A 23138-nucleotide genomic window follows, 5' to 3' on the forward strand; every position below is an offset into this window, starting at 1 on the left:
GGGGCACGGCGCATCACTCAAAAAAACATGATAAATTCCAGACTTGCCATTCGTCAGCTCGGGCGTTGAAAGCCAGACGCTAATGTGAATAAATTGTTTTCCACAATTCAAGAAAAACACCATTTTTCATGCTGAAAACAGGGGTTGTTGCTTATCTTCGTTAAGCACCGCTTATCTGCATCCAGTACACCAGCGCATTCTTATTATGTCATCAGTTGCCCTCCAGGAGGCCCCGGCTCCCACGGCCGATTTGAAACACACCCTCAAAAAGGTATTTGGCTACGGCCAGTTTCGGGGAACGCAAGAGGCTGTCATTCAGAACGTACTGGCCGGTCACAATACCTTTGTGATTATGCCCACCGGCGCGGGTAAAAGCCTGTGCTACCAGCTGCCAGCCCTCGTGATTCCGGGCACGGCCATCGTGATTTCGCCCCTCATCGCCCTGATGAAAAACCAGGTCGACCAGCTCAGTGCCTTCGGGGTGAATGCCCAGGTGTACAATTCGACGCTGACCAAAACCGAGATGAACCGGGTGAAGAAGGACGTCATCAACGGCGACGTCCGGCTGCTGTACGTGGCCCCGGAAAGCCTGACCAAGGACGATACCATTGACTTTCTGCTGAAATCGACCATCAGCTTCGTGGCGATTGACGAGGCCCACTGCATTTCGGAATGGGGCCACGACTTCCGGCCCGAGTACCGCAAGATTCGCGGCATCATCGACAACCTGGGGGGCAACGTACCGATTATTGCCCTCACGGCCACGGCCACGCCCAAAGTGCAGCTGGACATCCAGAAAAACCTGCAGATGGACGATGCCTCGGTGTTCAAAACCAGCTTCAACCGCACCAACCTCTACTACGAGGTGCGCGCCAAGCACAACACCAAGAAGCAGCTCATTCAGTACGTGAAGGGGCACAAAGGCAAGGCCGGCATCATTTACTGCCTGAGCCGTAAGAAGGTGGAGGAAATTGCCGAGCTGCTGCGCGTGAACGACGTGCGCGCCCGCCCCTACCACGCCGGCCTCGACCAGCAAACCCGCATTGATAACCAGGACGCTTTCCTGAGCGAAGACTGCGACGTGATTGTGGCCACCATCGCCTTCGGCATGGGCATCGACAAGCCCGACGTGCGCTTCGTGATTCACTACGATGCCCCCAAGAGCATTGAGGGCTACTACCAGGAAACCGGCCGCGGCGGCCGCGACGGCCTGGAAGGCAATTGCCTGATGTTTTACAGCTACGACGACATTCTGAAGCTGGAGAAGTTCAGCAAGGACAAGCCGGTGACCGAGCGCGACAACGCCCACCAGCTGCTGGCCGAAATGACCAACTACGCCGAAAGCGCGGTGTGCCGCCGCCGGCAGCTGCTGCATTACTTCGGCGAGCAGCTGGACACGGACTGCGGCTTTTGCGACAACTGCCGCCACCCCAAGGAGCGGTTTGAGGGCGAAGCGGCCGTGGGCCTGGGCCTGCGCGCCGTGGTGCAAACGGAAGCCCGCTTCAACCTCAAGCACGTGGGCCAGGTGCTGCTGGGGCTCAACAACCCGCACATTGAGAGCTACGCCCACAATGCCCTGCCGGTGTACGGCCAGGGCAAGGCGCTGGGCGACGCGCAGTTCTGGCACTCGGTGCTGCGCCAGTGCCTGCTCAACGGCTTTTTGGAGAAGGACATCGACAGCCTCGGCCTGGTGCGCATCAACGACAAGGGCATCGATTTTATCGAAAACCCGCGTTCCATTACGCTCACCAAAGACCACAACTTCGACGAAGAGCAGAAGGCCGACGAGGAAAAGGAGGAAGTACAGCAAGCCGCCGGCCACGACGAAGCCCTATTCACCCAGCTCAAGGAGCTGCGCAAGCAGGTGGCCAAGCAGAAAAACCTGCCGCCCTACGTCCTCTTTCAGGACCCAAGCCTGAAGGAAATGGCCACCACCTACCCCCAGAGCCTACACGACCTCACGCACGTATCGGGCGTGGGTCAGGGCAAGGCCCAGAAGTTTGGCGCACCCTTCGTGGCCGCCATCAAGCAGTACGTGGCGGACAACGACATCGAAACCGCCGAGGACGTGGTGGTGAAGTCGGCCGTGAACCGCTCAAAAATCAAGATTTACATCATCCAACAAATCGACAAGAAGATGATGCTGGAGGACATTGCCTCGTCCAAGGGCATCGGCATGGCCGAGTTGATGGAAGAAATTGAGCACATCTGCTACTCCGGTACCCGCCTGAACCTGGGCTATTACCTCAACGAAATGGTGGAGGAAGACCGCCAGGACGAGATATACGACTACTTCATGTCGGCCAGCACCGACAACATTGCCGTGGCGATGAAGGAGCTGGGCGACGACTTCACGGAGGAAGAGCTGCGGCTGGTGCGCATCAAGTTCATCAGCGAGGTGGCCAACTAAATCACTGATTTTTCGGATTTAAGCGGATTTCACGGATTTTGTAGACGATTTTTTTCGGGCTCTGTTTCGCGAATTTTGTCGACGATTTTTTTGGGCTTTACTGGACGTAGTATGTTAGTTGACATCCGATTAAACAAGCTTACGGAAATCATAATTGGCTGCGCGATGAGCGTGCACAATGAGCTGGGCAGCGGGTTTCCGGAGGTGATTTATCAGCGGGGACTGGGCGTGGAGCTTATGGCGGCAGATGTTGCTTTTCAGGCAGAAATACACTTGCCGGTCTTCTATAAGAAGACGTCCATTGGGTCTCGACGGGCTGATTTTCTGGTTGACAACCAAGTGTTGGTCGAGTTGGAAGCAACCAGCGAGTTGACCTCTCTGAACTACGCACAAGTAATCAACTACCTCAAAGCTTACCGGCTGGAAGTTGCCCTTCTCATCAACTTCGGCGAATCCAGCTTGCGGTTCAAGCGCTTTCTCCACAACACCGCCCGCCCGCTTTCCCATTGATTGCGCTCCGGCCGCCTTCACCCAAAAATCAGTAAAACGCGAAGAGACCCAACCGCACATGCCAGTTGGGCCTCTCTGTACTCGTCCACAAAATCAGTGAAATCCGTTTAAATCCGAAAAATCAGTGATTTAGCAGTACTCTTCGAACGCACCCTGCAGGTTGTTCACAATGCGCATGGCGTCGGAGCCTTCGATGTGGTAGCGCTCAATCATGTGCACCAGCTCGCCGTCCTTGAACAGGGCAATGCACGGGGACGAGGGAGGGTACGGGAGCAGGTGTTCGCGCATTTTGGCCACGGCTTCGGTTTCCATGCCGGCGAACACGGTCACGAGTTTGCCGGGCTTTTTGTCGGCGCTGGCCAGGGCCATTTTCAGGGCCGGGCGGGCTTTGGAGGCGGCGCAGCCGCACACCGAGTTCACGGCCACCAGCACGGTGCCTTCGTGCGAAGCGAGAGCGGAATCCACCTCCTCGGCGGTCATCAGCTGCTCGAAACCAACTTCGGTGAGGTCTTGGCGGATGGGGGCCACCATGTATTCGGGATAAACTGCCATTGTCGTAGGGATAAAAGGTAAGGCGGCCGGGCCGCGGAGGCTGCAAAAGTACGAACCGGTAACCCTTCAGCCGCGGCGAAAGGTTTCCGATGGGCCGCGACGAAGCGCTTCTGTCGACACACCGCCGCAACCTGTCTCATTCCATCTAGTCCACAAAATGCAGGCCCGGCGTGCCGATGGGGGCACCGGGCGGCATGAGCACCGCGGGCGGGGGCGAAAACTTGTTGGGCTCGGCCCGGAACTGCTCGATTTGCGACAAGCCGAACAGCAGGTTAGCCTGTTGCGGCCCTTTGCTCCGCTTGGCCTGCGCCCGCATCCATTGCTGCAAGCCGTCGACTACCAGCAGGGCCTGGCCGCGCACGCTGGCGGCAGCCTTGGTGTCGGCGGCGAGCTGCAACAGGTATTTCAAGGTCACGTTGTTGACGACGGTTTGCAAAGCGCCGGCGTAGCCGGCGGCAGGCTGGGCACGCCAGGTGTGCGCCAACAGCTGCTCCACCACCGGCAGAAAACCAGGCTGCTTGCTATCGCGGGCTTGGTACTCGATGAGGCGGGCGGCGCGCTGCGGGTCCAGGATGAACGCCAGGGTGGGGCCCGCCGCCGCTTCGGCCGCGGCCAGCGGGTCGAACGTGGGGCCGGAGTAGCCAGTAAAAGTTTCGGCCGAGGCGGGGTAGCCCGAGGGCCGGGGCGGAATTTTGGCAATCAGCGCTTCGGGCAGCTGCAGCGCGGCGGGCGTAATGGTGGCGAGCAGGGCGTCCAGCGCCTGCCACTGCACGGCCGGGTCCACCATTTGGGTGGGGGCCTGGCCGTCGTTTTTCAGCGCGTGGGTGAAGAACTGCCCGCCGATGGATTTGGCCACGGCCTCCACCTGATAGCGGTGCAGCAGGTACATGGGCACCAGCACTTCCTCCAGCGTGGCCATAGGTGCGTCGGCGCGAATGGCCCGCTCGGAGAAGCTATCCAGCACGTAGCGGCGCACCTGCATCAGCGTGGTCAGCTGGGCCACGGGGTCGGTGCCCTCGTCCCACTGGTGCGACGCCGGGTGCACGTAGCCACCGATGCCGGGGATGAAGCGGTGGCCCTGCCGCAGGGTTTCCTGCATGATGCGGGCCAGCTCCTGGTTTTCGTCGGCGCCGGGCGGGAAGTCGGCGTAGCCCCACAGGATGGCGCGCTTGTCCCAGCTGCCGATGCCCGTGGCGTAGGCGTCCGACAGGTCCATGCGGCCATCGGCCTGCCGCTTGAAGCGCGGAAACGGGTAGTCCATCACCGAAGCCCGCTCCTTGGAGCTGGCCGTGAAATTGTGGTGCAGGCCCAGTGTATGGCCGATTTCGTGGGCCGACAGCTGGCGGATGCGGGCGAGGGCCAGCTGCTCCATCTGCTCGGGCACGGGCTTGCCGTCCTCGTAGGGCTGCAGCAGTCCTTCGGCAATGAGGTAGTCCTGCCGGTGCCGGTCGGCGCCCAACGACACCACGCCTTTGATGATTTCGCCGGTGCGCGGGTCGACGTAGGAGGCACCGTAGGAATAGGCCCGGGGAGTGCCCGAGCGGTTTATCCAGTTCACCATGTTGTAGCGGATGTCCATGGGGTCGGCCCCCGCCGGCAGCTCCTTAATCTGGAACGCGTCGCGGTAGCCGGCAGCCTCGAAGGCCTGGTTCCACCAGGCGCCGCCCTCGAGCAGCGCCTGCTTGATGGCCGCGGGCGCGCCCCGGTCCACGTAGTACACAATGGGCTTTACGGCTTCGCTCACGGCCGCCGCGGGGTCGCGCTTGGCCAGCCGGTGCCGCACGCTGAACCGCTGCGTGAGCGGCTGGCTCATGGGCGCGGCAAAGTCGAGGTAGCTGAAATCCTGAAAGCCGGACCGGGGGTCGAACTTACGGGGGCGGTAGCCGCCATCGGGCAGTTCGATGAAGGCCTGGTGCACCTGCACCGTCACCGCGTTGGGGTCCGGCGCCAGGTCCGAATCCGCGTCGCGCACGACCGTGCTTGTAAAGGTGACCAAGGCTTCGAACTCGGTGTTTTTGGGGAAGTTGCGGGTGTTTTCCAGGTACACGGCCGAGCGGGAGTCGTCGACTTTGTAGCTGACGGACGCGCCGCTGCCCGTGCTGCCCATCAGGCTGGCGCCGGGGCCCTGGTAGCCGCGGCGGCTCAGGCTTTCGGCAATTTTCTGGCTGTCGCGCACCAGAAACGGCGTGAGGTCGAGCAGCACCTTGGCGCCGTCGGTGGCCACGGGCGCAAAGCCCCAGATGACGGATTTGGCAAACGCATTGTCCACGGCCCGCAGCTCGTCGGCGTTGGCGGTCAGGGCCCGGTAGCCGTAGTTGGGCTCTACCAGCAGCACCTTGCCGCCTACGCGGCTGAACCGGGCAATGTTGGCCGAGCTTTGCCCCCGCTCAATGCCCTTGCCCACGCTACTGGCCAAGGCCCCGAAGTACAGAAACTCCTCATCGAAGCGCGTCACTTCCAGGTAGATTTTACCCGTTTTTTCTTCGTAGTAGAAAGGGAAGTAGCCATCGAATTTCTGCATGCCCTTGGTGAAGGCGGCCAGGGAGGCCGCGGGCGGGGCAGTTGCAGCCCTTGCGGAAACGCCGACAGGCACAGGCCGTTGGGCCAGTGCGGCGGGACCGATGACGGCCAGCAGGCCAAGCAGCCCGGGGGCCACTGAATAGCGGAGAATAACCTTCATGCAGAACGTAAGTGGGTACGGATTGAGCCAGCAAGGTTACGACTTTTCAAGGGCCTTTCTCGCAGGGTTTCGCAGGGTTAAAGCGCAGGGTTTCGCGGTGCTCATTCTTCAGCGCACGACGAAAGCGTTGCGTAGGGTAGCCGTTGGCCATCGGGACCTCCGTTCTGCTCCCGAAACGCTACCGGACGCCGTAGCGCTGCCCGAAAAAGTCGCCCTTGTTCCAGGTGGGCCGGGCCGGGTTTTGAGCCACCTGGTAGCCCACCAAAAAACACAGCTGCACGTATTTTTTGCCGGCCTCAAAATCGAAGCGGCCGTTACTGTCGTCCTGCGGCTTGTGGTAGGTGCGGGCGCGCCACTCCTGCACTTGCTGGCTGAGGTCGTTGCGGCCGTCGGCGGTTTTGTTGCCGTATTTGAGGTGCAGGGCCGGAATACCGGCCGTCACGAAACTGTACTGGTCGCTGCGGATAAAGCGGTTTTGCGCCGGCTCGGGGTCCGGCTCCAGAGTAAGGCCCATGTAGGCGCAGGCGCGGGCCACCGGCGCGGCCAAGGTGGAGTGCTGCCCGCCCAGCGCCACCACCGAGAGCAGCGGAGCAATGAGGGTGGGCATGTCCATGTTGATATCGGCCACGATGCGGGCCTTGGGCACGGTAGGATTCGCGGCAAAGGCCGCCGAGCCCAGCAGGCCCAGCTCCTCCCCCGTCACGAACACGAAGAGCAGGGTGCGCTTGGGTTTCTGCTTGAGCCGGGAATAGACGTTGGCGATTTCGAGCACGCAGGCCACGCCCGAGGCGTTGTCGTGCGCGCCGTTGTAAATGGAGTCGCCCTGCACCGGCGCCCCGATGCCGAGGTGGTCGAGGTGGGCCGAATGCACCACGTACTCCTCGCGCAGCCTGGCATCGGAGCCCGGAATTTTGCCCACCACGTTGTAGCTCTCGATGTCCTGATAAGTGGCCTGCGAGGCGGCACTGACCGTGTGGCGCAAAGCCGCCGAAGCCGGCGTGCCGCCCCGGATAGCCGCCAAGACCCGGCCGGTATCCAACGCGGCCGTTTGTAGCAAACGGGCCAGCGTGGCGGCATTCACCGCCGCGTACACCTGCTGCTGACTGCCCACGGCAAAGCTGCGCGAAGCCGTCACTTTGCCATTGGCCCCCAGCACACTGTAGGTACCGCGTTTGAGGTCGGGCAAGGGGCCGGCGTGGGTAGTGCCCACAACTACCCCAACCGCTCCGTGGCGGGCCGCCGCTTGCAGCAGCCCCGCCAAATCCTGGCTGGCCGAGGCCACCGTGGACGCGAACGTGCGCGGCGCGCCCCGCACAATCACGACCACCTTGCCCCGCACGTCGAGGCCGGCGTAGTCATCGTACCCCAACTCGGGGGCGCTGATGCCGAAACCCGCAAAAGCCAGTGGTGCATCGGTCACGCTGGTAGCGGGCAGCTCGGGACTGGGGTAGGCAATGTAGTCCTGGCCGGCGATGAGCGCCGGGGCCGAGCCAGCGGCATCGCGAATATTGAACGTGGCCCCGGGCTTCAGAAATGCGCGGCGCAAACGCACTTTTTGCACGTATGTTCCGCCTTCGCCGGCCGGCTGCACACCCAGGATTTTGAGCTGTTGGGTGACGTAATCGACCGCCATTTTGTAGCCTTCGGTGCCGGGCTGGCGGCCTTTGAGGCGGTCATCAGCCAGGTAGGCGATATGGGCTTTGATGGCGGCGGGCTGCACTTGCTCCAGGGCCTGCGCCACGGGCTTGGCAACCACCAGCGGCGCTTGCGCCTGGGCCGGGCCGTAACTCAACAGCCCGGCGAGGATGCTTAACGAAATAAGAATTTTCATGAGTTGGGGTAGGCAAACGCCGTTATTCGGCATTGCGAATAACGGCGGCCCGCGTTATTTCAAACCTAGAATCTGCTTCAACTCCGCATCGGTGACGGTGAGCAGGCCCACTTTGGGGAGGCGCTCGGTGAGGGTGCGCCAGTTGGGCTCCTGCTTGAAGATGGGGCGGAGCAGGGCCAGGGCGGCGGGCACCTGCTGCTTGTTAACCAGGGTGATGGCGTGCCAATACTTCATTTCCAGGTTCTGAGGAAACATTTTTTCGGCGGCCTGATACTCCTGAATGGCCTTGGGCATGTCGTTTTTCTCCACGGCTAAGTCGCCGGCGTTCATATGCTCGTAGGCGCGGTGCAGGCTGAGGAGGCGGCGCAGCTCGGGGAGCGGGGCGGCGCTGTCGTCCACGCGCAGGTCCACGAGGCGGTCGACCCAGGGGCCTGCGGTGACGGTGCCGCGCACGACGAGCAACGCGGCCGATTGGCGGCCCCGGATGTCGCCACCCACGGCTTGGGCGGCATCGAGCGCGGCCAGCACCCGCTCGGCCAGCGGCAGCTTGGCATTTTGCTCGTAGGCCTTGGCCATGGCCGGCCACACGGTGGCGTTCAGCATCATGTTGGCCTGCACCGAAAACTGATTGCCCTGCTGGTGGCCGGCCATATCGACGCATTTTTTGCCGGTATGGGTGGCCACGCGGCCCTGATTGTCGAGGATGGCGACCTGGCGCACCTCACGGCCTTCGTCGTCGGATAACAGCTCATCGAGCGCCTGCTGGGCCGACTTGCCGCTCTTGAGCAGGGCCAGGCCGCGCAAACCGAAGGACTTGTTGGTGAACGACTGCGTAGCCACCACGCCCACACCGGCTTCGGCCCAACTCACCGAGGTGCCTACCGAAAACCAGTGGCTTTGCACGGCCACGGCCATTTCGCCGGTGGCCGGGTCGCGGGCCACAATGCTGAACGTGTGAGCGAACGGGTCGGTGGTGGAATACATCTGCGCGGCAACGGGCAGGCGCAGCAACAGGAGAAACAAGAGCGGCAAGAGGTGCTTGTGCAGCATGGAATCGGGGGATATTTAGCCTTTGTGAGGCCGTGTGAATGGTTGGGGGTGCAAAGAACAACCTCACGAGGTCATAGTGAGGATAACAGGCACGCCAAGCACGTCACAATAAAAACGGTCATGCCGAGCGCAGCCGAAACATCTCGCCCGCTTCGTTGTGGGCGGCTCAACGAAGCGGGCGAGATGCCTCGGCTGCGCTCGGCATGACGGGCTTTTTTACTGCTGTTGCGCAGGGCATCGGTTGATTGTCCGGGAAAGGCGTGTGTGGCTGCGCTGCAAAGCTAGCGGCGCTTAGGAGCTAGGAAATTGCGGATGTTGTCGTTGAGAAACTTGGCATCGACGGGGTTGGGGGCGGCGCCGGCGGTGTGGCCCCAGAGCGAGGGAATGGGCTTTAGCAGCACGCCGGGGATGAAGGCGGCTTCGTAGCGAGCATCGGTGAGGGGGAAGTACAAATCCGTTTCCGAAGGCATGTACATGATGGGGGTTTTGATGGAGCGCAGGGCCTTTTCGACGTCGCCGCCGAAGCCGGGCGTGTTGCCCACGTTGTTGGCTTCCCAGGTGCGCATCTGCAAAATCAGGTCATTGGCGTCGCCGCCGGGGATGAAGTTGGTGCGGTACTCGTGCAGCACCTGCTCGAAGGTGGTGCCGGGCTTGGAATCAGCTTTCCACAGCTCCCGCCGCCACCACTCCTGGGAATAGAGCCAGGCCGTCCAGACGGTGGCAAAGGCCTCGATGCCCTTGGTGGGCGGGGCGGTGTAGTCGCCGTCTTTGAAGGCGGCATCGGCGGTGAGGGCGGCAATCTGGCCTTCGAGGCGCACGATGCCGTGGGGGTAGGTTTTGGCCGTGCCCGAGGTCGCCACGATGCGGTCGGCAAAGGCGGGGTAGCTCACGGCCCACTGAAACGCCTGCTGCGCGCCCATCGAGAAGCCGATGATGGCCCGCAGGTGGGTTATTTTCAAGTCCTGAGCCAAGAGCTGATGTCCGGCTTCCACGTTGTCGCGGATGGTCATCACCGGGAAGCGGGGGCCGTGAAAGGGCTCGGGCGTGTTGCTGGGCGACGACGAATGGCCGTTGCCGAATAGCTCGGTGGCCACCAGGAATACCTTGGCGGTGTCGAGGGCTTTGCCGGGGCCGATGAGCCACTCGTAGCCGTGGTGGTCGGCCATGTAGTGCGAGGGCAGCAGGATGGCGTTGTCGCGGGCGGCGTTGAGGTGGCCGTAGGTACCGTACACCACGCGGGCCTGCGGGAGGGTGGGGCCGCTTTCGGTCCGGAATTTTTCCAGCACGAACACATGGTGCTGAGCGCGGTCGGGGCGCGGGCTGGCGGGCGCGTCCTGGGCGCGTAGGCCGATTGGGTTGAAGCCAACCACCGCGGCAATAAGGGCAAAAAACGGTAATAGGGGACGCATGATGAGAGTTGGGAATATGGCGATATTGCCGGAGTAGCGGAAACCCAAGCAACGCAATTGGGTTTAGCCTGCAAGTAACGCGGCTTTACAAGTCCGAACCCCACGCGGAATTTTGGGGCGCGTGGCAGCTCGTCGGCCTGGAAACGGCGTTACCTTTCCCCATGCCCGACGCCCCGCCTGTCATCCGTGCCACTCACCTTTGCAAAAGCTTTGGGGCGCACGCCGTGGTGCAGGACGTATCGTTCGACGTGGCCGCGGGCGAAACGCTGGTGCTCCTCGGCCCCAGCGGCTGCGGCAAAACCACGCTGCTCAAGCTGCTCAACCGCCTGATTGAGCCCGATGAGGGCACGGTGGAAATCAACGGCCGCAACGCCCGCCAGCAGCCCGTAGAAGTGCTGCGGCGCGGCATCGGCTACGTTATTCAGCAGGTGGGCCTGCTGCCGCACTACACCGTGGCCGAAAACGTGGCCGTGGTGCCGCACCTGCTCGGCCACGCCCCGGCCGCCATTGCGGCCCGCACCACAGCGCTGCTCACCCGCCTGCACCTGCCGCCGGCGCGCTATGCGGGGCAGTACCCGCACCAGCTTTCGGGCGGGCAGCAGCAGCGCGTGGGCCTGGCCCGCGCCCTGGCCGCCGACCCGCCCATCATCCTGCTCGACGAGCCCTTCGGGGCCCTCGACCCGCTCACCCGCGCCAGCATCCGGCGCGAATTTCGGGAGCTGGAGGAGCTGAAGAATAAAACCGTCGTGCTCGTGACCCACGACGTGACCGAAGCCTTCGAGCTGGCCGACCGCATCATGCTGCTCGATGCGGGCCAGATACAGCAGCTGGACACGCCGCGGGCGCTGCTGTTTCGGCCCGCCAATGCGTTTGTGCGCCGCTTCTTTGCCGCCGAGCGGCTGGCGCTGCAGCTGCGCACCCTCACCCTGGGCGACCTTTTCCCCAGCACCGAAACCGACACCTTCGATTTGACCGCCACCACCACAGTACACGATGCCTTGGAGGCCCTGACAGGCGCTGCTCCGGCCACTGCCCGCTTCACGGTGGCGCAGCTCATGGCCGCTTTCGGCGAGGCCCTACAACAAGAGGAGAAGGCATGGAAACGCTAGCCGCCCTCTTCACTTTCTGGCACGAGCAAGCCGGCAAACTGGGCGAGCAAACCCTGCAACACATCGGCCTCACGGCGGGCTCGCTGCTGCTGGCGGTGCTCCTGGGCGTGCCGCTGGGGCTGTTTTTGTCGCGCAGGCCGCGCTGGGCCCCGGCCGTGCTGGGCCTGGCGGGCGTGCTGCAAACGGTGCCCAGCATTGCCCTGCTCGGCTTCCTGATTCCGCTGCTGGGCATTGGGCCGAAGCCGGCCATTTTCGCGCTGTTTCTGTATTCGCTGCTGCCCATTATCCGCAACACGCTGGCCGGTATTCGGGGCGTGGCGCCGGCCGTGGTGGAAGCCGCCCGCGGCCTGGGCCTGACGGATGGCCAGGTGCTGCGCCGGGTCGAATTGCCGCTGGCCCTGCCGGTGCTCATGGCCGGCATTCGCACGGCCACGGTGATAAACGTGGGCGTGGCCACGCTGGCGGCCTACGTGGCGGCCGGCGGGCTGGGCGAGTTCATCTTCGGCGGCATCGCGCTCAATAATCCCGTGATGATACTGGCCGGGGCCCTACCCGCCGCCGGGCTTGCGCTGGCGTTCGATGCCCTGCTGGGCGGCGTGCAGAGGCTGAGCACGAAGCGCCTGGGCCAGGTGGGCGCGGCGCTGCTGGTGGCGCTGCCCCTGCTGGGCGGGCTGTATTTGCTGCCCCGCGCCACGGGCAAGCTGCTGGCCGGCTTCAGCCCCGAGTTTGTGGGCCGGGCCGATGGCTTGCCGGGCCTCACCAAAAGCTACGGCCTGGTGCACCTGCCCAGCGTGGTGCTGGCCCCCGCGCTGGTGTACGAGGCCGCCCGCCACGCCGATGTGGACGTGATTGACGGCTACTCGACCGATGGCCGCATTCGGGCCTACGGCCTGCGCGTGCTTCGCGACGACCGCCGCGTTTTCCCACCCTACTACGCCGTGCCGGTGGTGCGCCCCGCGCTATTGCGCACCCACCCCGAGCTGGCCGCCGTGCTGGCCCGCCTCGATGGCCAGATTTCCGATTCGGTGATGACCGACCTGAACTACCGCGCCGACTACCTCCACCAAGACCCCAAGGCCATTGCCGAAGCCTTTTTGCGGCTACGCGGGCTGTGGCGCGCCCCGCGCCCGGCCGTAGCAGGCGCGGCGGTGGTGAAGCTGGGCTCCAAGATTTTTGCCGAGCAATACATTTTGGCCGAGCTGTACGCCGCCCTCATCCGCGGCAATACCGATTTGGCTGTGGAAACCAAAACCGGCCTCGGCGGCACCACCATTTGCTTCGAGGCCCTGCGCGATGGGGCCATTGATATGTACCCCGAATACACCGGTACCGGCCTGCTGGTGCTGCTGCAGCCCACGCCCGCTGTAGTCGACTCGCTGGGTGGCCGGCCGGCGGCGGTGCTGGGCTACGTGCGGGCCGAGTTTCGCCGCCGCTTCGGCCTCGAGTGGCTGGCCCCGCTGGGCTTCAACAACACCTACGCCCTGCTGATGCGGGGCCAGCAGGCTCAGGAACTGGGCATCGTCAGCGTGTCGGATTTGGGCGGCTACTTGCGGCAGTGATTGCCAAAAAGCGTTTAGACAAACATTGATTAACAAACACTATTTATTGATAAACAGTAAATAGTGTACCTTGGCAACTTCTTTTCGCTACCAAGCTATTGTGCCATGCATCCTGTTTTTACACTTGCTTCCGTCCGTCGGAGCGCCAACGCGTTACTCTACGTAAGCTCCGCGCAGTTACTGCTATTCCTGGGAACGGCGGGTTATAGTTTCTGGTGGGCCAGGAATGGTTTGGTGGTGCAGGTTCAGGCCCACGAAATCGCCAATGGCCGGCCGCACCTGAGCACAGTCATCAACTCGCCGGTGGGCGCTTACTTCACCGGCACGCAAGGTATGCTGCTGTACCAGCCCACTTCGTTTTGGGAAAACCTGCTGCTCTACCGCATCAGCGGCATAACCATTGTTGATGCGCTTTTCATGTTCGCGGTCGGACTGTATTTGTGGCGGGTGCTGCTGAGGCTGCGGGCCGGCCAGGAATTTGCGTTGCGGCCCGGCCGGGTTTTTACGGTAATTGGCGGGCTTACGGCGGCCATGTACGTCATCAAAATGACCTTCGATTTAGGCATTGCCCGCTTATTTGAAACCCGGACCAACCACTTATTTTACCTCAGCCCACAGCCGAGCAGCATGGTATACGTCTTCATGGGCTCACTACTGCTTGCCTGCGGCCAACTTTTGCGGCGGAGTGAAGAACTACAGCAGGACGCCGACCTGACCATTTGACTTATGCCCATTCTAGTGCAGCTCGATGTGATGTTGGCCCGCCGCAAAATGAGTCTGACCGAGCTTAGCGAGCGGGTGGGCATCACGCTGGCCAACTTGAGCGTGCTAAAAAGTGGCAAGGCCAGGGCCATCCGCTTTTCAACTCTGGCTGCCATTTGCCAGGCATTGGACTGCCAACCCGCCGACCTGCTGGAATACGCACCAAATGCTCCTGTCTAAACCAGTCGTTGGTTGATACCCCTCCTTTACTTTCGCTGCATGAATGCCGATTTCACCCTAGCCACCGCCACGCCCGCCGATGCGCCGCGCCTCACCCAGTTCGTAAACGCGGCCTACCGGGGCGATTCGTCCCGCCAGGGCTGGACCACCGAAGCCAACCTGCTCGACGGCCAGCGCATCGACGAAGCGGGCCTGCTCGACATGCTGGCCCTGCCCCAGGCCGCCACCCTGCTGTGCCAAAACGCGGCGGGTGAACTCCTCGGCAGTTTTCATGTGCAGGCCGATGCCGAACGGCTGCACCTGTCCATGCTGGCCGTGGCGCCCGCCGGGCAGGGCCAGGGCGTGGGCAAGTTCCTGCTGCGCGCCGCCGAAAACTACGGCCGCCAGCACGGCTGCACGGTGAGCAAGATGACCGTCATTTCGGTGCGGCCCGAACTCATTGCCTACTACGAGCGGCAGGGCTACCACCCCACCGGGGCCACCAAGCCCTTCCCCACCGACCCGCGCTTCGGCGTTCCCAAGCAGCCGCTGGAGCTGCTGGTGCTGCAGAAGCCGCTCGGGTAGTCTTCACCGAGCCCCGGTGCGGGCAGCGACTTACCAACGACCTTCCGACGATTTTAGCCAGCGTTGTTTGCCCGTTGCGGCGGGGTAAATTTGTCGCGGTTGTACCGTTGCAATACTTCGGCGTACCGCTCAAATTCGGTTCGTTCTCCCATTCCTTGCCCACATGAAATACCTTGGCCTTGGCCTTCTCATTCTACTCGGACACGCGCAAAGCCACGGCCAGGGGCGGCGGGCCAAATTCCTGGAGCCTGCCGCGCACGGCAAATACCAACCGGGCTGGTACACGCTGCTGGACGGCACGCGGCACGCGGGCAGGCTGCGCTTGTGGCAAACCCTGACCCGTAATGCGGTGCAGGTGGACCAGGGCAAAGCCGACCCCATCAACCTGGCGCCCGAAGCGTTGCGCCATTTCACAATGGGAACCGATTCGTTCACCGTCGCGCGGGAGGTTGCCGTAGCTGGCCAGCCGACCACCATGCCTTTTGGCGAAGCCGACGTTTACCGGGTCGTCCTAAAGGGCAAGTTTCAGGTGTTGGAGCACGACCGGCTGGTGCCGGGTCAGTACGGACCGGGCCAGTACGGGGCGGGCCAGTACGGCGGGACGGGCCAGTACGGGGCGGGCCACTACCGCACCTGGGTACTGCGCCCCACCAAAGAAGCTGACCTGGTAATGATGCCTACTAATAACCAAGAGTTTGCGCAGCATGCGGCCGCTTTTTTCGTCGACTATCCCCTGCTGGCCCAGCACATCCGGGCGGGGCTGGTAGGCCCCGCCGACTTTAAGCGCATCGTGTATTCCTATGTTTTTCGCAAAGAAATTGACCAGGTAACCTACGAGGAAGCAGCCACGCTTTTTCGATAACCCGCCGGCTACCCCAAGCGGCCCACACCGCCTGGGCAACGCCACAGCATCCCCCGGCCGCCGCTCACGCTCCTAATGTTGCTGCTGGAGAAACCGCTGGGGCTGGAGTAGATATACCACCGTTTTCGTGAACGCGCAAAAGTGCATTTTGCAGCCTAACCAAAAGTAAGTCATTTCCTTTCCGTTGATATATGCTGCATCGATTGCGCCTCCTCTTTCTGCTTGTGCCGGTGGGGTTATCCGGCTGTGTTGGCCTTAGCCTCGTCGCTGGCACCCGCCAACGGCCGGTCGGCACCACCCTGGGTCTGCATGTGGGCGACAACGGATTGAATAAGGGCGGGGTCACCACGGCCGATGCCCTGCGCCTCTGGGGCGAGCCGCGCCGCAAAGCAGTAGTCGGTTTGCAGCAACGCTGGCAGTACCGGGCCGACGAACTGGCTTGGCGCGGAGCTCAAGTATGGCTCATCATTCCGGTCCCTCTCTTGCTACCCGTTGGGCACAAAAAAGTGACCTTAACCTTTGAGGAGGACCAACTCCAGGGGTACACAATAGACGATGCCCGGGAAAGATTTTTTGGGTTTTTCATCTCGAATTACGACAGCAAAACGTGGCTGTTCAACGAGGGGGATGGCAGTGGAGAAAACGACCCCAGTTGTCATGGAGCCTATGGTTGCTACTAATCCCTCCTTTCCCTAAACAGCAACCGGTAGTGCTCACAAGTGCTGCGAACACCTTCTGGTGTCGAGTGCGAGTTCCCTCATGCTGGCGCGAGTTTAGCGTAGCGTAACTCGTGACCAGCTTTGCGGTGGAGGTTGCACCTCTACTGCCGTATTAGCGGCACGGCAGGATTGCGCCGCTAGCTTTATCCGACGACATCGTTCTACTGAGAGGCACAGCCTCGCCCGGATTTACAGTCACGAGTTACGCTGCGCTAAACTCGCGCCAGTTTAGGGGAGTTGCCCCAAGTATCCTGCTTCGGCGGCGCGGCTTACCGCACCAGCTTCTCGGCCCGAAACAGGTCGTCGGCCGCTTGCAGGAGCTTGGCCCGCAGCGGCGGATTGTAGTTGGGATGGGCGGCCAGGAAAGTGCGCACGGTGGCCGCCGCGGCGGGCGACTGATAAGCCCCCAGCGTGGCCTGCAGCCAGGAAGACGGAAAGAAAATGTCGCCGGTGAGTTGGATTTCTTCCAACAGGTTCAGGCTGGCGGACAGGTACTTTTCGGACGTGGCCTGGCGCAGCGGGTGGTGCAGGTAGCCGAGCGCGGACGTTACCCAGGCTTCTTTTTCGCGGTTCTGCTCGTCTTTCAGGCTGGCAAAAAACGCATCGCGGGTGGCCGCGTCGGGAGCCAGGGCGGGCATGAGAAACTGCAGGCGCTGGCGGCGGTCGGGATTTTTGATGCGGGCGAGCTGGGCGGGCAGGATGGGCTGCGGCGCGGCGCCCTGGCCGGCAGGATAGGCGCGCACGGCCAGCGCCAGGGCCAGGGCGGTGTAGTCGTCCTCGGTGAGCTTCACGCCGACGGGGGCGGCTTGCGTTTGCCAAATGCGGTAGAGGCGCGCTTGGGCGGGCGGGGTCAGGGCCACGGACTGATAGGCTTTAAAGAGCTGCTTCTTGGCGTTGGCCGAGGGGCTTTGTTGGAGGGCGGCCCAGAGGTTCTGCTCAAAGGCGGGCCCTACGGCCTGCCGCTGGGCCGGGCCGAGAAATTGCCAGAAAATGTCGGTGGCCTGGTCGAGCAGCAGCTTCAGGTTCAGCTCCTCGGGTTCGCGGGCGAGGGCCTGGCGGTACACGGCCAACAATTCCTGCGGCTTGAGAACCTGGCCCTTGAGCATATTCTCGTAGAGGTTGACGTAGGCGGCGGCGCGGGCCACGGGGCTCTTTAGCGTGGCCAGTTGGGCCGGCAGCTCTTTTGCCACCGGAAACACCCCGTAGCCCAGACCAGTGGAATTGAAGACGATGAAGGCCGGCGCGGGCTCGCCGACGACCAACGGCACGGCCACGGTGCGCTGATTCATGTTCACGGTCAGCTCCTTGGTGCGGCCGCCGGGGTACACCAGCAGCAGCTCAAAGAGCTGGGGCCAGAGGCGGTCGGAGCCATCTTCGGCGCGCTGGGTGAGGCTGAGGCCGGTGATTTTACCGGCACTGGTTGTCAGCTCGTGGCTGAAAACCGGCCGGCCGGGCTGGTTCACCCACACCTGGTTCCAAGCCTGGAGGTCGGCGGGCGTGCGGGCATCGAGCAGGTCGATGAGGGCGGGCCAGGTGGCGTTGCCGTGGGCATAGCGGCGCAGGTAGTCCCGCAGGCCCTCCCGAAAGGCTTCCTCCCCCATGAGGCGCTCCAGCTGGCGCATCATGATGGGCGCTTTGTGGTAGATGATGTTGCCGTAGAGCGAGCCCGCGTTCTGTAAGTTGGCCAGCGGCTGGCGAATGGGGTTGGCCCCGGCGGTGCGGTCGATGCCGTAGGCGGCGGGGTAGTGGTCGATGACGAACTTGAGGTCGTAGTTCGAATTCCGGACCGCTACGCGCGTGACCTTGTCGGCCATGAAATTGGCGAATACCTCCTTCATCCACACATCGTTGAACCACTGCATAGTCACGAGGTTGCCGAACCACATGTGGGCCGTTTCGTGGGCCACCAGGTTGGAACGGGCCAGCAGCTGGTCCTGGGTGGCGCCCTCATCCAAAAACAGCGTCGAAGCCTTGTAGTCGATGGCCCCCACGTGCTCCATGCCGCCGTACTGGAAATCGGGAATCGACACGAAATCGAACTTCTGAAACGGGTAAGGCAGGCCGGTGTACTGCTCCATGAACTGCAGCGCATCGGCGTGCAGCTGGAAGATGGGGCCCAGGCTGAGGCGCAACTTGGCAGCGTCCGTTTCGCGGTGCAGCAGGCGCATGGCCCGGCCGTTCAGGGTTCGGTTTACCCGCGAAAATTTGCCCGCCGCGAAGGAAAACAGGTAGGTACTGATGCTGTCGGACGTGGCGAAGATGTACTGTTTGATGGTGCCGGACAGCACCGAATCGCGCACCGGGGCGTTGGCCACGGCCTGCCAACCGGCCGGCACGGTGAGGGCCAGCGCGAAGGTGGCCTTCAAATCGGGCTGGTCGAAAACGGGCACCACGGTACGGGCGCGGTCGGGCACCAGCAGGGTGTAGAGGTACTCGTCGTTGCGGTTGAGGGACTGCTCGCCGGCCATGAGGCGGATTTCGGCCACGTTGTGGCCCGGCTTGAGCGCGGCGGCGGGCAATACGAGGTGCTCGGCGCGGTGGTCGATTGCCACGGGCTGGCCATTTACCGTGAGGCCGTGCAGGTTTGCCGTCGGAGCTTTGAAATCGAGCTGCACCGGCAGCCGGTTGTCTTTCAAATAAAAGGATACCGACTCAACGGCCTCGATGGGCGTCGTTTTTTGGGCTGGCACCGTCAGGCTGAGCTTGTAGGCCACCCCGCTGATGAGCTGCTTGCGGGCCACGGCCAAGGCTTCGGACACGCCCTTTTCGACGGGCGGCTCCGGCAAGGGCAAGGCCCCGACGGGAAGCACCGCGCTGGCGGCATTCGCAGTACGGGGCAGGGACAGGGGCTGGCGCTGGCAGGCAGCGGCGAGCAGGCCGAGCGCGAGCGCGCCGGTGCCGCCATATTTGCGGAAGCTAAAAGTCATTGGAAGAAACCGGTGCAGAGAGCCTCAAAAGTAACCGCCGCCGCCCCGTGAGCAACCGCCCCCTGCCGCTCCCCGCCCCGCCGCCCGCCGTGCGGCTGTTTCCGCTGGGTGACTCGGCCGTCGTGCTCGAATTCGGCACGGGCATCAGCCCCCTGACGCACGGCGCCATTGCGGCTTTCAGCCGCTACCTGGCGGCGCACCCGTTCGTGGGTCTGCGCGAATACGTGCCCGCCTTCACCACCCTCACCGTGTACTACGACCCCTGGCTGGTGAGCGAAAACGGCCAGTGCCAGCCGTATGAGCGGGTAGCGGAAGTCCTACGCCAATTGCTGGCAACTGCTACGGCCACTGAAGCGACCGCCGAAACTTCCGTTGTGGAAATCCCGGTGTGCTATGGCGGTGAGTTTGGGCCTGATTTGGAATTCGTGGCCCAACACGCCGGACTGACCCCGGACCAGGTTATCGAACTGCATTCCAAAGCCGAATACTTGGTGCACATGATTGGCTTCGCGCCCGGCTTCCCGTACCTGGGCGGGCTGGATGCGCGGCTGGCCACCCCGCGCCGCCCGGAGCCGCGGGCGCTGGTGCCAGCCGGCGCGGTGGGCATCGCCGGGCCGCAAACGGGTATTTATTCGCTGCCCACGCCGGGCGGCTGGCAGCTCATCGGCCGCACGCCGCTGCGGCTGTTCAACCCCGAATGGGCGCACCCGAGCCGGCTGCGGGCCGGCCAACACCTGCGCTTCGTGCCCATCGATACCGCCGAATTTACGCGGCTTCAGCAACAAGAGCTTCTGCTATGAGCCTCCGCATCCTCCGTCCCGGCCTGCTCACCACCGTGCAGGACCTGGGCCGTTTCGGCTACCAGCAGGACGGCCTCGTCGTGAGCGGGGCCATGGATGCCGTGGCCCTGCGCGTGGGCAACCTGCTGGTGGGCAATGCCGAGCACGCGGCCGGCCTCGAAATCACCCTGCTCGGCCCCACCATCCGCTTTGGGGCCGCCCACCTCATTGCCCTCACGGGTGCCCACCTCTCCCCCACCCTCGACGGCCAGCCGGTGGGCCTGAACCGGCCCATTAGGGTGCGGGCCGGCACTACGCTGGCTTTTGGCGCGCCGGTGGCGGGCAGCAGGACCTACCTGGCGGTGGCCGGGGGCGTGGCCGTGCCTGTGGTGCTGGGCAGCCGCGCCACGTATTTGCGCGCCGAACTGGGCGGCCTGCACGGCCGGGCGCTGCGGGCCGGCGACGAGCTGCCCACCGGCGAGCCAGCGCCGCTGAGCCAACAACTGCTGCAAGCCCTGCCCGAATTTCAACCCGAAAAAAACTGGAGCCAGGCCCGCTGGACGCCCGGGCCCGACCTCTGCCCCGTGCCCCGGCCCAACCCCATTATTCGCGCACTGCCGGGACCGGAGTACGGGCAGTTTTCGGTCGGCAGCCAGCGGGCGTTCTGGCAACGGCCGTTCACCGTCAGCCCCCAGGCCGACCGCATGGGCTACCGCCTGCAAGGGCCGAAGCTGGAACGCTTGGTTGATACCGAGCTGCTGAGCAGCGCCGTCGCGTTTGGCACGGTGCAGGTGCCGGCCGGCGGGCAGGCCATCGTGCTGCTCGCCGACCACCAGACGACGGGCGGCTACCCCCGGCTGGCGCAGGTTATTTCGGTCGATTTTGCGGCCCTGGCGCAAGTGCGGCCGGGCCAGACCCTCCGCTTTCAGGAAGTTTCACTGGCCGATGCGCAGGCGCTGTACCTTGCCCAGGAACGACGGGTGGCGGCATTGCGGCGGGCCATCGGGGCTTTTTTCAAAATCTGAGGGACGCTGTGCTTCGGCGGGCCCGGCGTGCCGTTCTTGTTGGCTCATTCACCACCGTACCCCACTTTATGCCCCCCATCCCTACCGTTGATTTGAACTGCGACATGGGCGAGAGCTTCGGGGCCTGGCACCTGGGCCACGACGCGGCCATTATGCCCTTCATTACCTCGGCCAACATTGCCTGCGGTTTCCACGCCGGCGACCCGGCCGTGATGAAGCGCACTGTGCGCCTGGCCCTACGCCATAGCGTGGCCATTGGCGCGCATCCCGGGCTGCCAGACTTGGTCGGTTTTGGCCGGCGCAACATGGATATTTCAGCCGAGGAAGCGTTTGAAATGACGGTGTACCAGCTCGGCGCCCTGACCGCCATCGTGCGGGCCGAAGGCGGCGCGCTGCACCACCTCAAACCCCACGGCGCGCTCTACAACATGGCCGCCACCAACGCTGCCCTGGCCGAAGCCCTGGCCGAAGCCGTGTACAAAGTGCAGCCCGAGCTCACGCTTTACGGCCTGGCCGGCTCGGAGCTGACCAAGGCCGGCGAGAAACTCGGCCTGCGCACCGCCCACGAAGTCTTTGCCGACCGCACCTACCAGGCCGACGGCACCCTCACCCCCCGCCGCCAGCCCGACGCCCTGCTTACGGACGCCGCCGCCGCCACGGCCCAAGTGCTGCGCCTGGTGACCGAGGGTCGGGTCCGCAGCCAGCAAGGCCCCGACGTAGCCCTGCGGGCCGATACCGTGTGCCTGCACGGCGACGGCGCGCACGCCCTGGAATTTGCCCAGCAGCTCAATCAGGCCTTGCGCGCCGCGGGCGTGCAGCTGGCCGCGGGCACTACCGGCCGCGCCCAATGAGGCCGGCGCTACCGAAGGCCCGCTGGTGGGGCGGGGCCAGCCTGGGGGCCGCTTTCCTGATGGCCAACTCGTCCATCGGGCCGGGCTTCCTCACCCAAACCACGGTTTTTACCCAGCAGCTGCTCACCAGCTTCGGGTTCGTGATTCTGGTTTCGGTCGTTCTCGATATTGGCGCGCAGCTCAATACCTGGCGTATTCTCACGGTGAGCGAGTTGCGGGCCCAGGACCTGGCCAACAAGCTGCTGCCGGGGCTGGGCTACTTCCTGGCCGCGACGGTCATTCTGGGCGGCTTCGCGTTCAACATCGGCAACATTGCCGGCTGCGGACTGGGGCTGAACGTGCTCACGGGCATGTCGTTTGAAAAGGGCGCCCTCATCAGCTGCGCGGTGGCCCTGACGCTGTTTTGGGTGCGCGAAATCGGGAAGATGCTCGACGGCTTCACCAAGATTCTGGGCACGGTCAAGATTCTGCTCACGCTGGGCATTGCCTTCAGCGCGCACCCGCCCCTGCTGCAGGCGCTGCACCACACGCTGCTGCCGGTGAAGATGAGCGCGGCGGCCATCGTCACCATCGTGGGCGGCACGGTGGGCGGCTACATCACGTTTTCGGGCGCGCACCGGCTGCTCGATGCTGGCATCACCGGCCCAGAAAACCAGGCGGAAGTGACGCGCAGCGCCATCAGCGGCATCGTCATTTCCACGCTTATGCGGTTCGTGCTGTTTCTGGCCATCGTGGGCGTGCTCAGCCACGGGGCCGTGCTGGAGGCCGACAACCCGGCGGCGGGCGTGTTCCGGTCGGCGGCGGGCGAGGTGGGCTTCCGCATTTTTGGGGTGATTTTGTGGAGCGCCGCCATCTCGTCGGTGGTGGGGGCGGCGTATACCTCGGTTTCGTTTTTCAAGACTTTCCACCCCGTATTTGCGCGCTACGAGCGGGTATGCATTTCGGTGTTCATTCTACTTTCAACGGGAATTTTCGTCCTGATTGGCAAGCCCACGCAGCTGCTCCTGTTTGCTGGGGCCATCAACGGCCTCATCCTACCCATTGCCCTGGGCATTGTGCTGGTGGCCGCCACCAGCCGCCGTCTGATGGGCAGCTACCAGCACCCCCGCTGGATGCTGGCCGCCGGCTGGGTGGTGGTGGTGGTGATGGGCGGCCTGAGCGTGCCCGTACTGGTGGAGCAAGTGAGCGGGCTGCTGCGCTGATTTTGTATTGAAAAGCAGAAAAAAGAACGTCATGCTGAGCGTAGCCGAAGCATCTCGGGTGTGGTAGTAACTCAATAGTTAGCCGAGCTAACCTTTCGTTAAACTATGCGAGCGAGATGCTTCGGCTACGCTCAGCATGACGTTCGAAAGTCTAGCT

19 protein-coding genes are annotated in these 23138 nt (G+C 63.5%); 13 read left to right on the top strand and 6 right to left on the bottom strand.

The annotated features are described in order from the left end of the window. The first annotated feature begins 205 nt into the window (after window positions 1–205). Complete coding sequence (recQ, locus tag IEW17_RS14425; RefSeq protein ID WP_188562759.1) at window positions 206–2410, top strand: DNA helicase RecQ; 2205 nt, start codon at window positions 206–208, stop codon at window positions 2408–2410. A 111-nt stretch (window positions 2411–2521) separates the two neighbouring features. Continuing rightward, window positions 2522–2920 carry a GxxExxY protein gene (locus IEW17_RS14430; protein ID WP_188562760.1) on the top strand — a complete coding sequence of 133 codons (399 nt, stop codon included), beginning with the start codon at window positions 2522–2524 and terminating at the stop codon, window positions 2918–2920. A gap of 129 nt (window positions 2921–3049) precedes the next feature. Here the strand turns inward: IEW17_RS14430 and IEW17_RS14435 are convergent, their stop codons facing one another. From IEW17_RS14435 to IEW17_RS14455, 5 genes are all read right to left on the bottom strand, one after another. Then, a complete protein-coding gene (locus tag IEW17_RS14435) occupies window positions 3050–3472 on the bottom strand; it encodes a BrxA/BrxB family bacilliredoxin (protein WP_188562761.1) in 423 nt (140 codons plus the stop codon). 145 nt (window positions 3473–3617) lie between these two features. Then, complete coding sequence (locus IEW17_RS14440; protein WP_188562762.1) at window positions 3618–6152, bottom strand: zinc-dependent metalloprotease; 2535 nt, start codon at window positions 6150–6152, stop codon at window positions 3618–3620. 178 nt (window positions 6153–6330) lie between these two features. After that, window positions 6331–7983, bottom strand: a complete 1653-nt coding sequence (locus IEW17_RS14445; RefSeq protein WP_188562763.1) for a M28 family peptidase — start codon at window positions 7981–7983, stop codon at window positions 6331–6333. Window positions 7984–8037: 54 nt separating this feature from the next. Continuing rightward, window positions 8038–9033 (bottom strand): DUF1028 domain-containing protein, encoded by a 996-nt coding sequence (locus IEW17_RS14450; RefSeq protein WP_188562764.1) that lies wholly within the window; start codon window positions 9031–9033, stop codon window positions 8038–8040. 281 nt (window positions 9034–9314) lie between these two features. Then, window positions 9315–10442, bottom strand: a complete 1128-nt coding sequence (locus tag IEW17_RS14455) for an alpha/beta fold hydrolase (RefSeq protein WP_188562765.1) — start codon at window positions 10440–10442, stop codon at window positions 9315–9317. 161 nt (window positions 10443–10603) lie between these two features. Here IEW17_RS14455 and IEW17_RS14460 point away from each other — a divergent pair, with 161 nt between their 5' ends. The 7 genes from IEW17_RS14460 (at window position 10604) to IEW17_RS14490 (ending at window position 16158) form a co-directional block, all read left to right on the top strand. Continuing rightward, entirely contained in the window at window positions 10604–11551 is a 948-nt protein-coding gene (locus IEW17_RS14460; RefSeq protein ID WP_188562766.1) for an ABC transporter ATP-binding protein, read from the top strand. Then, complete coding sequence (locus IEW17_RS14465; protein ID WP_188562767.1) at window positions 11539–13110, top strand: ABC transporter permease/substrate-binding protein; 1572 nt, start codon at window positions 11539–11541, stop codon at window positions 13108–13110. Before IEW17_RS14460 ends, IEW17_RS14465 begins: the two co-directional genes overlap by 13 nt. Window positions 13111–13215: 105 nt before the next feature. After that, a complete protein-coding gene (locus IEW17_RS14470; protein ID WP_188562768.1) occupies window positions 13216–13833 on the top strand; it encodes a hypothetical protein in 618 nt (205 codons plus the stop codon). Window positions 13834–13836: 3 nt separating this feature from the next. Next, window positions 13837–14052 (top strand): helix-turn-helix domain-containing protein, encoded by a 216-nt coding sequence (locus IEW17_RS14475; RefSeq protein ID WP_188562769.1) that lies wholly within the window; start codon window positions 13837–13839, stop codon window positions 14050–14052. 39 nt (window positions 14053–14091) lie between these two features. After that, window positions 14092–14616, top strand: a complete 525-nt coding sequence (locus IEW17_RS14480) for a GNAT family N-acetyltransferase (RefSeq protein ID WP_188562770.1) — start codon at window positions 14092–14094, stop codon at window positions 14614–14616. Window positions 14617–14779: 163 nt separating this feature from the next. Beyond that, on the top strand, window positions 14780–15478 hold the full coding sequence (locus IEW17_RS14485) for a hypothetical protein (RefSeq protein ID WP_188562771.1): 699 nt from the start codon (window positions 14780–14782) through the stop codon (window positions 15476–15478). Window positions 15479–15669: 191 nt separating this feature from the next. Continuing rightward, window positions 15670–16158, top strand: coding sequence for a hypothetical protein (locus IEW17_RS14490; RefSeq protein WP_229749013.1), 489 nt, complete (start codon window positions 15670–15672; stop codon window positions 16156–16158). Between the two features lie 308 nt (window positions 16159–16466). Here the strand turns inward: IEW17_RS14490 and IEW17_RS14495 are convergent, their stop codons facing one another. Continuing rightward, complete coding sequence (locus tag IEW17_RS14495) at window positions 16467–19124, bottom strand: M1 family metallopeptidase (RefSeq protein WP_188562773.1); 2658 nt, start codon at window positions 19122–19124, stop codon at window positions 16467–16469. 47 nt (window positions 19125–19171) lie between these two features. On the opposite strand from IEW17_RS14495, the gene pxpB reads away from it, so the two are divergent. The 4 genes from pxpB (at window position 19172) to IEW17_RS14515 (ending at window position 22981) form a co-directional block, all read left to right on the top strand. Further along, the gene (pxpB, locus tag IEW17_RS14500; RefSeq protein ID WP_229749014.1) at window positions 19172–19924 is read left to right on the top strand and encodes a 5-oxoprolinase subunit PxpB; all 753 of its coding nucleotides are present in this window, start codon (window positions 19172–19174) and stop codon (window positions 19922–19924) included. Further along, on the top strand, window positions 19921–20928 hold the full coding sequence (locus tag IEW17_RS14505; RefSeq protein ID WP_188562774.1) for a 5-oxoprolinase subunit C family protein: 1008 nt from the start codon (window positions 19921–19923) through the stop codon (window positions 20926–20928). The genes pxpB and IEW17_RS14505 overlap by 4 nt, the downstream gene beginning before the upstream one ends. A 68-nt stretch (window positions 20929–20996) precedes the next feature. Next, window positions 20997–21779 carry a LamB/YcsF family protein gene (locus IEW17_RS14510; RefSeq protein ID WP_373286167.1) on the top strand — a complete coding sequence of 261 codons (783 nt, stop codon included), beginning with the start codon at window positions 20997–20999 and terminating at the stop codon, window positions 21777–21779. Further along, on the top strand, window positions 21776–22981 hold the full coding sequence (locus IEW17_RS14515; protein ID WP_188562775.1) for an NRAMP family divalent metal transporter: 1206 nt from the start codon (window positions 21776–21778) through the stop codon (window positions 22979–22981). The genes IEW17_RS14510 and IEW17_RS14515 overlap by 4 nt, the downstream gene beginning before the upstream one ends. Window positions 22982–23138: the final 157 nt, after the last annotated feature.

The sequence above is a fragment of the Hymenobacter frigidus genome, assembly GCF_014640435.1.
In the GTDB taxonomy this organism is placed as follows: domain Bacteria; phylum Bacteroidota; class Bacteroidia; order Cytophagales; family Hymenobacteraceae; genus Hymenobacter; species Hymenobacter frigidus.